Below are 13,952 nucleotides of genomic sequence, written 5' to 3'. Positions count from 1 at the left end.
GGCGACCGGATGAAGATCGGAATCCTGTCGTACCACTTCCCGCCGGAGCCGGCCTTCATCCCCGGCAGCCTCGCCGAGGAGCTGGCGGCGCGGGGGCACGAGGTGCGCGTCCTGACCGGCTTCCCGGACTACCCGGGTGGGCAGGTGTACCCGGGCTGGCGGCAGCGGTGGCGGCACCGGACTCGCGACGACCGACTCTCCGTACGTCGCGTGCCGAGGTACGTGGCCGCCGGCGAGGCCTCAACCGGTGCCCGGATGGCGAGCTACCTCACCTTCGCCGGTAGCGCGGCGCTGGTCGCCCCGCGCTTCCTGGCCGGCATCGACGTGCTCTACGTCTTCCAGCTCCCCGCCACCAGCTTCGCGGCCGCCACCGTGCCCCGGCTGATCGGGCGGGTCCCCACCGTGCTGCACGTCCAGGACGTCTGGCCGGAGGACGCGGCGGGCGGCGACGGGCGGTGGACCGCGCGGCTCACCGCGGCGATGACCCGCGCCTTCCGGGCCGCGGACCGGATCGCCGTCGTCGCACCGTCGATGCGGGATCTCGTGGTCGCCGCGGGCGCCGACCCGGAGCGGGTCTCGGTGGTGCTCAACTGGACCGACGAGCGGATCTTCCAGCCGGCGCGGCCCAGTGCGGAGGCGAATCGGCTGGTGCGCCGTGACGGGCGGTGCGTGGTGATGCACGCCGGCACCATCGGCGCCCGGCAGGGTCTGGAGACCGCCGTACGGGCCGCGGCGGAGCTGGACCGCTCGATGGACCTGGTCCTGGTCGGCTCCGGCGCGGACGAACCCCGGGTGCGCGGCCTCGCCGCGGAGCTGCGGGCGGAGAACATCCGGTTCGTCGAGCGGCGTTCGCCGCTGGACATGCCGGATCTCTACGCCGCCGCGGACTACCAGTTGGTCATGCTGCGGAACCTGCCCGAGCTGCGGGGGACCGTCCCCGGCAAGCTGCAGGCCGCGCTCTCCTGCGCGGCGCCCGTGGTCGTCTCGGCGGCCGGGGACACCGCCGACCTGGTGGAGCGGGCGCGGGCCGGGCTCTCCTGCCCGCCGGAGGACTGGGCGAGCCTCGCCGACCGCTTCTGGCTGGCCGCCACCATCCCCCCGTCCGCCCGGGTCGACATGGGGCGGCGGGGGCGGGAGGCGTACCTGCGCGAGATGTCGTTGCCGGCCGGCGTGGACCGGATGGAGCGGCTGCTGCGCGAGGTGGCCAAGACCCGCGTGACAACCTGACGTCACCCGAACGAACCTCGCGTATCGGCGGAGATCTGCCATAACGTCACGATTCCGGTGCGACGGGTGTTAAGAACAGCGGAGTAATGGGCCTTCTGTCCGGTTCCGGCAACGGGGAGTGTGCAGTGACGGAGAGCGAACGACCGCGGCGACGGCGCAGCCGGTCCCGACGGCGCAGGCGCGCTCGCCTGCGCCGGGTACTGCTCGCCGGGCTCGTCGTTGCGTCCCTGCTGCTGCTGACCGGCGGCTGGGTCGGCTTCCGGGGCTGGCAGGCGCGGGCCCACCTGCTCAACGCCGCGGGTCTGGCCCGGGAGCTCAGCGCCCAGGTCGTCGGCGGTGACATCGAGCGGGCCCAGCGCACCCTGGCCGCGCTCCAGGAGCAGGCCGGGGCGGCCCGCTCCGCCACCGACGATCCCGGGTGGGCGCTCGGCCGGCGTACGCCGTTCGCCGGGGACGACCTCGGCGCGGTCCGGCAGATCGCGGTGGCCGTGGACGACCTGGCCCGGCAGGCCTTCCCCGCCCTGCTCCGCGTCGACCTCGCCAACCTGGTCCCGAAGGAGGGCCGGCTCGACGTCGGCCAACTGCGGAGCGTCTCCGCCGACCTGACCGCTGTCAACCGGACCATCCAGCAGACCCGTCAGGATCTGATCCGGGTGTCCGGTGACGGCCTGGTCAGCCAGGTGCGCCAGGCCCTCACCGACCTGCGGGGCGAGATCGACCGTCTGGCCGCGATGACCGCGGCGGCCGACCAGGGCGCGCGCCTGCTGCCGGCGTTGCTCGGCGGCGACGGTCCGCGACGCTACCTGCTGGTCTCGCAGAACCTCGCCGAGCTGCGCGCCACCGGCGGCATGTTCGGTGCGTACGCCGTGATCGAGGCGAAGAACGGCCGCGTCCAGATGGGACGGCAGGGCAGCAGCTCCTCGCTGGGACAGTTCAACCCGCCGCTGCCCGTGCCGAAGGAGGTCCGCGCGCTCTGGGCCGACCTGCCGGGCATGTATCCGGCGGACGTGAACCTGACGCCGCACTTCCCCACCGCCGCGGCCCTCTATCGCGACATGTTCCGTCGCAAGACCGGTACGAAGGTCGACGGGGTGCTCGCCGTGGACCCCGTCGTGCTCTCCTACCTGCTCAAGGCGACCGGGCCGGTGATGGTCCCGGGCGGTGTGCCGCTCGCCTCCGACACGGTGGTGCGGACGCTGCTCAACGAGACGTACCAGCGTCTCGAGCCGGAGAAACAGGACAGCTTCTTCGCTGCGGCGGCGGCTGCGGTCTTCGACGCCTTCTTCACGAAGAATGTAGACCCGAGGGTGTTGTTGTCCGCATTTGACCGTGCTATCACGGAACGCCGGATATTGTTCTGGAGTGCCCGCCCGGAGGAGCAGCGACAGTTCGGCGACAGCCGGCTGGCCGGGGCCCTTCCGGAACAGGACACCGTGCCGACGGTCGGCGTGTTCCTCAACGACGGCAGCGGCGCGAAGCTCGGCTACTACCTGCGGCCGGCGGCCACCCTGACGGTCGGCGAATGTCGATCCGACGGGCGCCGCGAGCTCCGGCTGCGGGTGACGCTCCAGTCGACGGCGCCGAAGTCCGGTCTCACCGAGTCGGTTCTCGGCCTCGGGATGGCGGGTGACCCGTACACGATCCGCACGTTGGTGTCGGTCTTCACGCCGCCGGGTGGGGCGGTGGTCGACGCCCGCCTCGACGGAACCGAGACGGCTGTCGGCAGCGGCACCGAACGTCGCCGCCAGGCCGCGACCGCGAGCGTCGACGTCCGGCCCGGTACGAGTCGGACGTTGGAGGTCACCGTCCTGACCGGAAAGAACACCGGAACCGGAGAGGCCGAGCTGTGGCTCACGCCGATGGCCACCCCATGGACCACCCAAGTAGATACCGCACCAAGCTGTGACCAGTAGGAGGGAACCAACCATGCGGCTATCCCGCATCATCATGGCACTCACGGTCGGTCTGGCCGTGGTGACCGTGCCGACGGCAGCGGGGGCGGCACAGCCGCAGCCGCCGGCGCCAGGCGTCACGGACACACCACAGCCACCGCCGTACGTGCCGCAGCCGACGCTGACCGTCAACCTGCCGACGATCAACCTCGGTCAGACGGTCGTGCTCACCGGACAGGGCTTCGGCCCGAACGAGACGGTGGACATCGTGGTCACGGTGACGCCGCTCGCGGCCCCCGCCGCGAACCAGGCGCCGGCCCGCCGCAGCGACGGCACCACTGTCGCGATGGCCCCGGTCGCCTACCAGGCCGCCGCGCCGCTGAGCTTCACCGCGCGTACGGACGGGAACGGCAGGTTCACCCGGACCTACAAGCCGTCGGTGACCGGTCTGCTGACCTTCACCGCGACCGGCCGCGAGTCCGGCCGCGTCGCCAGCACCCAGCTGCGGGTGCTGGACCAGCCCCAGCCGCCGCCGCTGCCCGTCACGGGCGACAGCCTCGGCACCCCGATGAAGGTCGGTGGTGGCCTGGTCGGCGCGGGTGCGGTGCTGCTGCTCCTGACCTTCGCGTGGCGCCGCCGTCAGCGCTTCATGGGGTCGCACTGATGCAGGACCGTCCGGGCGAAGCCCGGGCATGACATGAAGCTGGCGCCCGTCGGATTCCGTCCGGCGGGCGCCGGCTCATGCCCGCCGATCGATCCGACCCCGATCGGCGCCGTCGCCGCAGTCGATCGACTCGGATGCCGGGGCGGACGCCTTCGGAGGGGCCGGGCAGGCCGTTGACGGGCGGGGGAAGACGCTCGGCGATGCGAAGGCCCGGCGTACAGTCGGGCGGTGAGACGTACGGAAACCTGGCCGGCGGAGACCCGACCACCCGGGGTGGCCGCGGCCGATCCCGGCAGCGTGCTGTTGCCCGGTCACGACGTGCCCCTGGGGCGGTACACGACGGTACGGAGACTGCTGCCGCAGCGGCAGCGGCGGATGGTCGGCGCCTGGTGCTTCGTCGACCACTTCGGGCCGGACGACGTGGCCGCGCGGCCCGGCATGGAGGTGCCGCCGCACCCGCACACCGGCCTGCAGACGGTCACCTGGCTGCTGGACGGCGAGATCGTGCACCGGGACAGCCTCGGCAGCGTCCAGCCGATCCGGCCCGGTCAGTTGAACGTGATGACCTCGGGCCACGGCATCGCGCACTCGGAGCGGTCACCCGAGGTGCACCCGCCGGTGATGCACGGCGTCCAGCTCTGGGTGGCGCTGCCGGACCCCGCGCGGGCCGGTGCGGCCGACTTCGCCCACCACGCCGACCTGCCTCGCTGGCGCGACGGCGAGCTGGAGACGACGTTGCTGGTGGGCGAGATCGCGGGGGAGCGATCGCCGGCGGTGGTGCACACGCCGCTCGTCGGGGCGCAGTTGGAGTTGACCGGCTCGGCGCCGGTCGCCGTGCCGCTGCGGCCCGAGTTCGAGTACGGGCTGCTGGTGATGTCCGGCCGGGCGGAGGTCGACGGGGTCTCCGTCGAGCCGGGGGCCCTGCTCTATCTCGGCCTGGGGCACAACCAGCTCAACCTGCGTGGCGCGGCCGGCAGCCAGCTGATGCTGCTGGGCGGCGCGCCCTTCGAGGAGCCGCTCGTCATGTGGTGGAACTTCGTCGGGCGCTCGCACGAGGAGGTGGTGGCCGCTCGCGATGACTGGGCGGCCGGCCGGCGCTTCGGGGTGGTCGCCGACGACGCGGCGCCGCCGTTGCCGGCGCCGGCGCTGCCGACCACCCGGCTCAAGGCCCGCGACCGCAGCGGCGCCGTGCGCGGCTGATCCGCTGTCGCGGCGCCCGTCGGGGCGTCGCCGAGCGGCCCCGCGCCGTCGCCGTCCACCGTCGGAGTGTGACCGGTGGCGGCGCGGGTAGTCGCAGCCATGCCGATCTCCAGCATCGAGGACAAGAAGCGACTGGTACGGCGGCTCGCCGGCAGCGGACGCGGGTTCGCCGAACAGTACGGCTTCCAGGTCACCAACAATCCGTCCAGCCTCTTCCAACTGCTCTACCTGTCGGTGCTGCTGTCCCGGCGCGGCGACTTCCGACGGGCGGTGGAGAGCGCGCGGGCCCTGCGGGACACCGGATGGGACAGCGCCGCCCGGCTGGCCCGCTCACTGCACGAGACCCGGGTCCGCGTGCTGCGCGACGCCGGTCAGCGCGGCGACGTCGACGCGCTCGCCGACACGCTCGGCGACCTCGCCCGCACCGTCGTCGACAGGTACCGGGGCGATCTGCGCCGGCTGCGTGGCAAGGCGCAGTACGACCCTCGTGCGGAGCGGAAGCTGCTCGCCGAACTGCCCGGGGTGGATGGCCAGGTCGTCGAGCTGTTCCTTCGTGAGGCGCAGGTGCTCTGGCGTGAGGTGGCTCCGGTGGCCGACCGGCGGGCGTTGGCGGCGGCCCGTCGGCTCGGGCTCGGGCGCTCCGCCGACGAGCTGGCCGGACTCGCCGGCAGCGGCGAGTCGGAGCGGTTCGCCTGGCTGGTGGGTGCGCTGGCCCGAGTGGACCTGGAGAAGCGTTACGCCGAGGTAATGAGCTGAAAGACGACGTGTGCTGGCCCACAGTCCGGGGGTTCCTGACCATTCGGCTGATGCGGGCTGTATGATGATCAAGGCAGTCAAGCCGCGCCCGGTTCGGGCGTACTGACTGACTGCCTGATGGCCGGCCCGGTTCGGGCCCTGGCCGTCCGGGCAGGTGCTGCCGGGCGCCCCAGGTCGCGGTTCGTGACCCGGGGCGCCCGCCTGCTCGTGCGCGGTCAGATGCCGCGCAGGTGCTGGGACACCCGCGGGTGCCGGTCGCGGGCCTGCGCCGCGCGCTGCGACCGGCTCAGCTCCGGCGCGGCCTCGATGCCGGCGGACCGGGCCACCTCGTTGCCGTTGGCGTAGTCCACCGGCGGCAGCGCCCGCAGCGCCTTCAGCACGTCCGGCGGCGCCCCCTCGCGCTCGGCCTCCCGGATCACCTCGTCCTTCTCGGCCGGGTAGTCCAGGCTCGACAGGTACTGCAGGACGTCGGCGTAACTCGCCATGGTGTCGGCTCCTCGGGCATCGATCCGGTCACGACCGGCGGCGGTTACCCGCCTCCCCGGCCGTCACGCCGGGACCGCGGGAAAATCACCTGGCGAGGCCGGCCGGGCGACCACCGAAGCGGCCAGGAGCGGTCGGTCGGTGAGACAGGTCGAAGACCCGCCACGCGGGTGCCCGATGGGTGAATCCGCCGCCGTTTCCCGCGCCGCTTCACGGGTACGTGGGCCTCGACGCAGCCGGCGAGGAGCAACCGATGAACTACGACACCTTCATCGACCAGGTGGCACAGCGGACGAGGGGATCCTCCGAACGCGCCGTCGCCCTGACCTCGGCCACCCTCGAGACGTTGGCCGAGCGGCTCACCGGGGGTGAGGTGCTGGACCTGGCGGCCCAGCTGCCCAAGCCGCTCCAGGTGGTGTTGAAGCCGAGCCCGCGTACCGAGGCGGCCGATCGGTTCGGCGCGGCCGAGTTCATCGCCCGGGTCGCGCTCCGCGCCGATGTCGACGAGACCGCCGCCCGCAACGGCGCGCGCGCCGTCTTCACCACCCTGCGGGAAGCGATCACCGGAGGCGAGTTCGACGACGTGATGACCCAGTTGCCGCGGGACTACCGGGAGATGGTGGAGCCGGCCATGGCGCCCGGCGCGACGCTGCGCCGCGGCGGCCTCTGAGCCGTCCGGGCGGTTCGGCGGTACGCGGTTGACCTGGGCAACCATCGACACGCGGCGACACCCCGGCTGGCGTGAGGATTGAGCCTGACCTAACCTTGAATCCGGCGAGGGGAGTACTTCCCACGAACCATTCCGGTCAGTACGGCGTGCCGGGCACGCCTCGGGTGGTTGCCCACGTTAGTGGGTGAAGGAGACCTCGAACATGGCACGGTGTTCGAGGAGGTCCCATGTCCGAGCTGTCGTACCTGTCCGCCGCGGAGCTGACGACGGTCGGCACGCCCACTCTCTGGGCGGTGACGATCGGTGGCGTGCTGGCACTGCTGGTGCTCGACTTCCTCGTCACCCGTCGCCCGCACGAGGTCTCCCTCCGCGAGGCGATCGCCTGGTCGACGTTCTACATCGCCCTGCCGCTGGCCTTCGGCGCCTGGGTCTGGAACCGCTACGGCTCCGAACTCGGCGTGCAGTACCTCACCGGTTACCTGGTGGAGAAGTCGCTCTCCGTCGACAACCTCTTCGTCTTCATGTTGCTGCTGGCCGCGTTCGCGGTGCCGGCCATCCTCGCCCAGCGGGTGCTCCTCTACGGCATCGCCGGCGCCCTGGTGCTGCGGGCGGTCTTCATCGCGCTAGGCGCGGCCGCCCTGGAGACACTCGACTTCGCCTTCCTGCTCTTCGCGATCATCCTCATCGCCACGGCCGTGAAGCTGCTCCGCGACGCTCTCACCGGGCACGAGCAGGAGGTGGACATCAACAAGATGCGTTCGGTCCGCCTGCTGCGGCGGTTCATGCCGGTCACCGACGACTACCACGGCACCCGGATGACCGTACGTGCGGCGGGGCGGCGCGCGCTCACGCCGTTCGCGCTCGTGGTGGTGGCCGTGCTCGGCACCGACGTGGTCTTCGCCGTCGACTCGGTGCCGGCCGTCTACGGCATCACCGAGGACCCGTACCTGGTCTTCGCCACCAACGCTTTCGCCCTGCTGGGCCTGCGTGCGCTCTACTTCGTCCTGCACGCCGCGCTCAGCCGGCTGGTCCACCTCAGCTACGGCCTGGCGATCATCCTGGCCTTCATCGGCGTCAAGCTCGGCCTGCACTGGGCGCACGGTGTCTGGAAGGGTGTGCCGGAGATCCCGACGCTGGCCTCGCTCGGGGTCATCATCGCGGTGCTCGCGGTCGTCACCCTCACGAGCCTCCGCGCCACCCGGTCGCAGGAATCACCGGAGCCCGAGGTCGTCGAGTCGCGCTGACCGCCGCACCGATTCGTCACACCGTACGGGGGAACCGTCCCACGCCGATCGGCGCAAGTGGTACGACTGTCTCGTGGGAATCGTGTCGCCAGGCTTTCAGGGCCGGCCCCGCTCGTCGGAGCCGGCCCTTCCTCCGGGGCAGTATCTGACCCAGGATTTTCCGGTGCTCTCCGCCGGCCCGACGCCGAAGGTGCCGTTGGACAGCTGGGAGTTCGTCATCACCACCGAGACCGGCGCCGAGTACCGCTGGTCCTGGTCGGAGCTGATGGCGCTGCCACAGGAGACCCCCAGAGTGGACATCCACTGCGTCACCCGGTGGTCCAAGCTCGGCACCACCTGGCAGGGCGTCTCGCTGGACACCCTGCTCGATGGCATCGACACCGACGCGGCGTACGTGCTGGCGCACTCCTACGGCGGTTACACCACCAACCTTCCCCTCGACGACCTGCGCGGCGGGCGCGCCTGGGTCGCGCACACCTTCGAGGGCGGGGACCTGCCGGCCGAGCACGGCGGCCCGGCCCGTCTGCTCGTGCCCCACCTCTACTTCTGGAAGTCCGCGAAGTGGGTGCGCGGCCTGCGGTTGCTCTCCGCCGACCAGCCGGGCTTCTGGGAGACCGCCGGCTACCACGACTACGGCGACCCGTGGCGCGAACAGCGGTACCAGGGTGACTGAGCGCACCGCCGCGGTCAGCGCCCCCGCTCGCGCTCCGCTCACCTGGCGGGTCGCCCGGCTGGTCGAGCGCCGGGTGGAGACCCCGACCGCGCACACCCTCGTGCTCGAGGTTCCCGGCTGGCCGGGACACCTGCCGGGCCAGCACCTCGACGTCCGGCTCACCGCGCCCGACGGGTACCAGACCGCCCGCTCGTACTCGATCGCCGGGCCGGCCGTGGACGGCCCGGGTGGGCCCCGCATCGAGCTGACCGTGCAGCGGGTGGTCGACGGCGAGGTGTCCCCGTACCTCATCGACGTCTACGGCGAGGGCGACCCGGTGGAGATACGCGGCCCGGTCGGCGGCTGGTTCGTGTGGCGCCCGGAGGAGACCGCGCCGGTCCTGCTGGTCGGGGGCGGCTCGGGGATCGTGCCGCTGATGGCGATGCTGCGCGCTCGCCGTGCGGCCGGCAGCCGGACGCCGTTCCGGTTGCTCTACTCCGTACGCACCCCGGAGGACGCCATCTACGCCGACGAACTGCAGCGGCGTGGCCGTGACGACCTCGGCCTGGACGTGGCCTACGTCTACACCCGCCGGGCGCCGGACGGCTGGCGGGGCGACCCGCACCGCATCGGGCTGGCCGACGTCAACAACCACGGGTGGCCGGCCGACCTGGAACCGCTGAACTTCGTCTGCGGCCCGACCGGGTTCGTGGAGACCGTGGCCGACCTGCTCGTCGGGTTGGGTCATCAGACGCGGCGTGTGAAGACCGAACGGTTCGGGCCGACCGGCTGACCGGCGAGGAGACACCGATGACCGACATGTCCTACCTGGACGGCAACATGCTCGACGCACCGCTGCGCGAGCTCTTCGCCGTCGACCTGAGCGGGGCCGTGGGCCGGTGCGAGAACTGCGGAGCGGTCGGCCCGATGGGCACCCTGCGCGTCTACAGCCACGCCCCGGGGCTGATCGGACGTTGCCCGAGCTGCGCCCAGGTCATGCTCCGGTTCGTCCGCTCGCCCAACTGGGCCCGGCTCGATCTGCGCGGCACGACCTTCCTCCAGGTCCCCATGCCGCTCGACCAACCGCACCCCGGCCCCATCTGATCCGGCCGGATCGCATCGAGGCGGTCGCTCGCCGCGGTCGCGGGCGAGCCCGCGACGCCGCGCGGCGCGGCGGAGAGGTCGGTCACACCGCCCCGCTCCGCGCGGGGAGAACGGTGGACGCCGCGGCCGGGACTCGCCAGAGTGATCGGCCGTGAGATACTTGCGCACCGACCGACTCGTCGGCATCCGCCGCCCCCGGCCCGCCGACGAGGCGGAGTTCGTCGCCGCGGCCCGCCGCAGCCGCGAACTGCACCGGCCCTGGCTCGCCGCCCCCGCCACGGCGGAGGAGTACGCGGCGTATCTGCGCAAGAACCGGCGACGGGAGAACGACGGGTTCCTCCTCTGCGACCGGGCCAGCGGCGCGATCGCCGGCTACGCGAACATCAGCGGCATCGTGCTGGGTGCGCTGCGCGGCGGCTATCTGGGCTACGCCGCGTTCCTGCCGTACAGCGGCACCGGGCACGCGTCCGCCGGCATCCGGCTGGTGATCGAGCACGCCTTCACGACGCTCGGCCTGCACCGGCTCGAGGCGAACATCCAGCCCGGCAACGAGCCGTCCCGGCGGCTGGCCCGCAAGCTCGGCTTCCGCCAGGAGGGTTACTCGCCCGACTACCTCTTCATCGAGGGGGCCTGGCGCGACCACGAACGCTGGGCCATCACCGCGCGGGGCTGAGCCCGCCGTACCCGGCATGGCCTGCCGGCCCACCCGCGACGGCCACGTGCTGCCTGCTCGGCGGCACCGAGCCACCGAGCCGGACGGCCCGACTGGCCCGTCCGGCTCGGCACGATGGACTCGTACGGCCGGCTCAGCGACCCGGACCGCGTGCCTCCCTCGCCTGGATGCCGAGGCGTTCGAAGCGGCCCTGCTTCTGCTCGACCCGCCGCCGCTGCCGTGCCGTGAGCTCCTTGCGCCCGCTCTGACGCAGGTAGATCGGCTGCCGCTGGTCGTTGGACATCGGCATGCTCATCACGCCGCCCCTTCCCGTCGACCGGTCTGCCGACGCCAGCCTCCCGGGCGCCCGGATGAGCCGGCCCCACCCGGAACGGGTGAGGCCGGCCCGCTCGCGGGCGTGCCCGCTCAGCTGCCGGGGCGGGGGAACGCCACCGGACTGCGCAGGCCGTCGCGGCCCACCGCACGTACACCGAAGAAGACGTTGTCCTTGGACAGGTCGATCGTCACCTGCGTGACGTCGCCGACCGGGATCACCTTCTGCCACTCCGCCGCCGTGGTCTCCCGCCAGAGCACCTCGTAGCCGGCCAGGTCGGGCTCGGTGCCGCGTTGCCAGCGCAGGGTGGTGTTGTTGGTCAGGTCGGTGGTGACGATGATCGTCCCCTTCGGCGTGCCGGGCGCCTGGGCGAGCGACCAGAGCGCGGCCCCGTTCACCCGGGCCACCCGGGTGATGTAGCCGAAGTCGCAGAACTCGGGCAGGTCGCCGTACTGCCGGCCGTCCACCACCCGCACGTCCTGGTGCTGGTGGGCGAAGTCCTCGTGCGGCTCGGTGAACCGCCCCGCCGGCCAGCCCTGCTCCAGGAACGAGATGTGGTCGCTGCCGCGCAGGTAACGGTCCCGCCGGTAGATCACCCGGACCTCCATCCCCGTGGCGCTGTTCTCGGCGACGTCCTTGACGAAGCGGGCGAGCTGCCGCGACGGTGAGTCGTTCTCCCCGCCGACGGACCGGCGGGTGTTCGTCTCGCCCGGGGTCTCCGCGGTCGGCACGCCCTCGGCGAAGAGCCGTACGGCGCGCGGGTCGCGGGTGCCGTCGTCGGCGGTGCTGCTGCCCACGATGTCGTCGCTGAACATGCCCTGCACGTCCGCCCCGGCCGCCTTGAGCTGCTGGGCCAGGTGAGCCGAGCCGTAGAGGCCCTGCTCCTCGGCGGCGACCGCGGCGAAGACGATCGTCGCCGCCGTGCGACGGGTCGCCATCAACCTGGCCAGCTCCATGACCACCGCCACGCCGGAGGCGTCGTCGTCCGCGCCCGGTGCGTCGCTGACGCCGTCCATCACGTCGGTGGCCCGGGAGTCGTAGTGGCCGGTCACCACGTAGGTCCGGTTCGGCGAGGTCTCGCCGCGCAGGGTCGCCACCACGTTGGTGATCCGGGTCGGCACCGGGATCCGCGACGCCGGCTGTTGGACGTACGACTGGAGTTCGACGGTCATCCGTCCGCCGGAGGCGGCGGCGTACTCCCGCATCCGGTCGTAGATCCAGTCCCGGGCCGCCCCGATGCCCCGCTCGGGGTCGTCCTGCGAGGAGAGGGTGTGCCGGGTCCCGAACGCGGCCAGCCGGCGGACGATCGCCTCGATCCGGCGTTGGTCGACGGCGCGGAGCAGGTCGCGCAGCTCGCGGCCGGGGGACTGCGGCCGTGCCGGGTGCCCCGGGCCGGTCGCGTCGCCGCCGCCGGAGGCGGTGGCCGGCTCGGCGAGCGCGGGTACGGCCACCGCGGCGGCGGCGGTGGCGGTGGCGGCGGAGAGGAAGGTGCGGCGGGTGGGCCTCGTGGACCGGGCGCCGCTGTCGTCAGTTCCCATCACCGCATCCTCGCCATCGACGAGGGTGCCTGTCTATATCGTCTGGCATGGATGTCGTGGCGGGTCCCGCCGCCGGACGACCCGGAGCGGGGTCGACCGGGAGCGTCCGGCCCCGGCTGACGCCACGTTTGTCCGTCCTGTCGGCGGGAACGTGATCCCAATGACGAAGCCTCGTGTGGTGATCGTGGGGGCCGGTTTCGCCGGTTACCACGCGGCGAAGACATTGAGCCGGCTGGCCGGCAGCAAGGCCGAGATCGTGCTGCTGAACTCGACCGACTACTTCCTCTACCTGCCGCTGCTGCCCGAGGTCGCGGCCGGCGTCGTGGAGCCCACCAGGGTCGCGGTGCCACTCACCGGCACCCTCGACGGGGTCCGTGTCGTCATCGGCGAGGCCGACGAGGTGGACCTGCAGAACCGCTGGGTGGGCTTCACCCAGCCGGAGGGGGATCGCAACCGGCTCGCCTACGACCGGCTGGTGCTCGCCGTGGGCAGCGTCAACAAGCTCCTGCCGATCCCCGGGGTGACCGAGTACGCGCACGGCTTCCGTGGCCTGCCCGAGGCGCTCTACCTGCACGACCACGTGATCCGGCAGATCGAGCTGGCGGAGCAGGCCGAGGATCCGGCCGAGCAGCAGGCGCGGGCGACCTTCGTGGTCGTCGGCGCCGGGTACACCGGCACGGAGGTCGCCGCCCACGGCCAGCTCTTCACCGACGCGCTGCACGCCCAGCGCCCCCGGCTCACCCAGCGCCCCCGGTGGATGCTGCTCGACGTGGCCCCGCGGGTGCTGCCGGAGCTGGACAAGCGGATGTCGGTGACCGCGCACCGGGTGCTCCAGCGTCGCGGGGTCGACGTACGGATGGGGACCTCGGTCTCCGAGGCGACCGCGGACGGGGTGAAGCTCACCGACGGCGAGTACGTGCCGACGTGCACGTTGGTCTGGTGCGTCGGGGTCCGTCCGGACCCGTTCGTCGCCGAGCTGGGCCTGCGGACCGAGCGGGGCCGGCTGGTGACCGACGAGTACCTCAACGTGCCCGGGTTCCCCGAGGTGTACGCCTGCGGCGACGCGGCGGCCGTGCCCGACGTGACCAAGCCGGGTCAGATCTGCGCCATGACGGCGCAGCACGCCCAGCGCCAGGGGAAGCTGGCGGCGCACAACATCGCGGCCTCGTACGGGCACGGGCGACGCCGGCCGTACCGGCACCACGACCTGGGCTGGGTGGTCGACCTCGGTGGCAAGGACGCGGCGGCGAACCCCTTGAAGGTCAACCTGGCGGGGCTGCCGGCGAAGGCCGTGACGCGGGGCTACCACCTGCTGGCGATGCCGGCCAACCGCACCCGGATCAGCGCGGACTGGCTGCTCGACGCGACCCTGCCCCGCCCGGCCGTGCAGCTCGGCCTGATTCCGGCGAACGCCGTGCCGCTGGAGAGCACCGCCCCGGAGGTTCCGGCCCGCCCCCGCTGACCGCGGGGTTCGAACGTACGGCTCGCGTTCGCGCGAGAGTGCCCGTCCCCGGGTGGACGGGCACTCTCGCGTGC

Annotated in this window: 15 protein-coding genes; 12 read left to right on the top strand and 3 right to left on the bottom strand. The window is 72.7% G+C overall.

The features are described from left to right. Window positions 1-9 precede the first annotated feature (9 nt). From E1211_RS13630 to E1211_RS13610, 5 genes are all read left to right on the top strand, one after another. Window positions 10-1,227: a glycosyltransferase family 4 protein gene (locus E1211_RS13630; protein WP_132349075.1), complete on the top strand. Its 1,218-nt coding sequence runs from the start codon at window positions 10-12 to the stop codon at window positions 1,225-1,227. A gap of 125 nt (window positions 1,228-1,352) precedes the next feature. Continuing rightward, complete coding sequence (locus E1211_RS13625; protein WP_243709524.1) at window positions 1,353-3,140, top strand: DUF4012 domain-containing protein; 1,788 nt, start codon at window positions 1,353-1,355, stop codon at window positions 3,138-3,140. Window positions 3,141-3,153: 13 nt separating this feature from the next. After that, complete coding sequence (locus tag E1211_RS13620) at window positions 3,154-3,783, top strand: hypothetical protein (RefSeq protein WP_132349071.1); 630 nt, start codon at window positions 3,154-3,156, stop codon at window positions 3,781-3,783. Between the two features lie 228 nt (window positions 3,784-4,011). Then, entirely contained in the window at window positions 4,012-4,983 is a 972-nt protein-coding gene (locus E1211_RS13615) for a pirin family protein (protein ID WP_132349070.1), read from the top strand. Between the two features lie 99 nt (window positions 4,984-5,082). Then, window positions 5,083-5,739: a hypothetical protein gene (locus E1211_RS13610; RefSeq protein ID WP_132349068.1), complete on the top strand. Its 657-nt coding sequence runs from the start codon at window positions 5,083-5,085 to the stop codon at window positions 5,737-5,739. Between the two features lie 215 nt (window positions 5,740-5,954). Here the strand turns inward: E1211_RS13610 and E1211_RS13605 are convergent, their stop codons facing one another. After that, window positions 5,955-6,224, bottom strand: a complete 270-nt coding sequence (locus E1211_RS13605; RefSeq protein WP_132349066.1) for a DUF2795 domain-containing protein — start codon at window positions 6,222-6,224, stop codon at window positions 5,955-5,957. Window positions 6,225-6,475: 251 nt separating this feature from the next. Between E1211_RS13605 and E1211_RS13600 the strand changes: the two genes are divergently transcribed. From E1211_RS13600 to E1211_RS13575, 6 genes are all read left to right on the top strand, one after another. After that, window positions 6,476-6,892 carry a DUF2267 domain-containing protein gene (locus E1211_RS13600; protein WP_132349064.1) on the top strand — a complete coding sequence of 139 codons (417 nt, stop codon included), beginning with the start codon at window positions 6,476-6,478 and terminating at the stop codon, window positions 6,890-6,892. 227 nt (window positions 6,893-7,119) lie between these two features. After that, entirely contained in the window at window positions 7,120-8,136 is a 1,017-nt protein-coding gene (locus E1211_RS13595) for a TerC family protein (protein WP_132349062.1), read from the top strand. An 82-nt stretch (window positions 8,137-8,218) separates the two neighbouring features. Continuing rightward, entirely contained in the window at window positions 8,219-8,809 is a 591-nt protein-coding gene (locus E1211_RS13590) for a sulfite oxidase-like oxidoreductase (RefSeq protein ID WP_207915362.1), read from the top strand. Then, window positions 8,802-9,581: a ferredoxin reductase gene (locus E1211_RS13585; RefSeq protein WP_132349058.1), complete on the top strand. Its 780-nt coding sequence runs from the start codon at window positions 8,802-8,804 to the stop codon at window positions 9,579-9,581. The genes E1211_RS13590 and E1211_RS13585 overlap by 8 nt, the downstream gene beginning before the upstream one ends. Window positions 9,582-9,598: 17 nt before the next feature. Next, a complete protein-coding gene (locus E1211_RS13580; RefSeq protein WP_132349055.1) occupies window positions 9,599-9,892 on the top strand; it encodes a DUF6510 family protein in 294 nt (97 codons plus the stop codon). Window positions 9,893-10,043: 151 nt separating this feature from the next. Beyond that, on the top strand, window positions 10,044-10,565 hold the full coding sequence (locus E1211_RS13575) for a GNAT family N-acetyltransferase (RefSeq protein WP_132349053.1): 522 nt from the start codon (window positions 10,044-10,046) through the stop codon (window positions 10,563-10,565). Between the two features lie 133 nt (window positions 10,566-10,698). Here E1211_RS13575 and E1211_RS32485 read toward each other — a convergent pair whose 3' ends face one another. Continuing rightward, window positions 10,699-10,860 carry a hypothetical protein gene (locus E1211_RS32485; RefSeq protein ID WP_165947250.1) on the bottom strand — a complete coding sequence of 54 codons (162 nt, stop codon included), beginning with the start codon at window positions 10,858-10,860 and terminating at the stop codon, window positions 10,699-10,701. A 110-nt stretch (window positions 10,861-10,970) separates the two neighbouring features. Further along, entirely contained in the window at window positions 10,971-12,416 is a 1,446-nt protein-coding gene (locus E1211_RS13570; protein WP_132349051.1) for a M20/M25/M40 family metallo-hydrolase, read from the bottom strand. Between the two features lie 160 nt (window positions 12,417-12,576). Between E1211_RS13570 and E1211_RS13565 the strand changes: the two genes are divergently transcribed. Further along, window positions 12,577-13,878, top strand: coding sequence for an NAD(P)/FAD-dependent oxidoreductase (locus E1211_RS13565; protein WP_132349049.1), 1,302 nt, complete (start codon window positions 12,577-12,579; stop codon window positions 13,876-13,878). Window positions 13,879-13,952: the final 74 nt, after the last annotated feature.

The sequence above is a fragment of the Micromonospora sp. 15K316 genome (assembly GCF_004348525.1).
Taxonomy (GTDB): domain Bacteria; phylum Actinomycetota; class Actinomycetes; order Mycobacteriales; family Micromonosporaceae; genus Micromonospora.
The sequence above is the reverse complement of the archived record's forward strand: the minus strand, read 5'-3'. Positions and strand labels throughout refer to the sequence as shown.

Bases quoted from the DNA above. Each gene is read 5' to 3' on its own strand.
- E1211_RS13580 (WP_132349055.1), top strand. From the start codon at position 9,599: ATGACCGACATGTCCTACCTGGACGGCAACATGCTCGACGCACCGCTG.
- E1211_RS13570 (WP_132349051.1), bottom strand. From the start codon at position 12,416: ATGGGAACTGACGACAGCGGCGCCCGGTCCACGAGGCCCACCCGCCGC.
- E1211_RS13595 (WP_132349062.1), top strand. From the start codon at position 7,120: ATGTCCGAGCTGTCGTACCTGTCCGCCGCGGAGCTGACGACGGTCGGC.
- E1211_RS32485 (WP_165947250.1), bottom strand. From the start codon at position 10,860: ATGAGCATGCCGATGTCCAACGACCAGCGGCAGCCGATCTACCTGCGT.
- E1211_RS13620 (WP_132349071.1), top strand. From the start codon at position 3,154: ATGCGGCTATCCCGCATCATCATGGCACTCACGGTCGGTCTGGCCGTG.
- E1211_RS13565 (WP_132349049.1), top strand. From the start codon at position 12,577: ATGACGAAGCCTCGTGTGGTGATCGTGGGGGCCGGTTTCGCCGGTTAC.
- E1211_RS13630 (WP_132349075.1), top strand. From the start codon at position 10: ATGAAGATCGGAATCCTGTCGTACCACTTCCCGCCGGAGCCGGCCTTC.
- E1211_RS13600 (WP_132349064.1), top strand. From the start codon at position 6,476: ATGAACTACGACACCTTCATCGACCAGGTGGCACAGCGGACGAGGGGA.
- E1211_RS13610 (WP_132349068.1), top strand. From the start codon at position 5,083: ATGCCGATCTCCAGCATCGAGGACAAGAAGCGACTGGTACGGCGGCTC.
- E1211_RS13605 (WP_132349066.1), bottom strand. From the start codon at position 6,224: ATGGCGAGTTACGCCGACGTCCTGCAGTACCTGTCGAGCCTGGACTAC.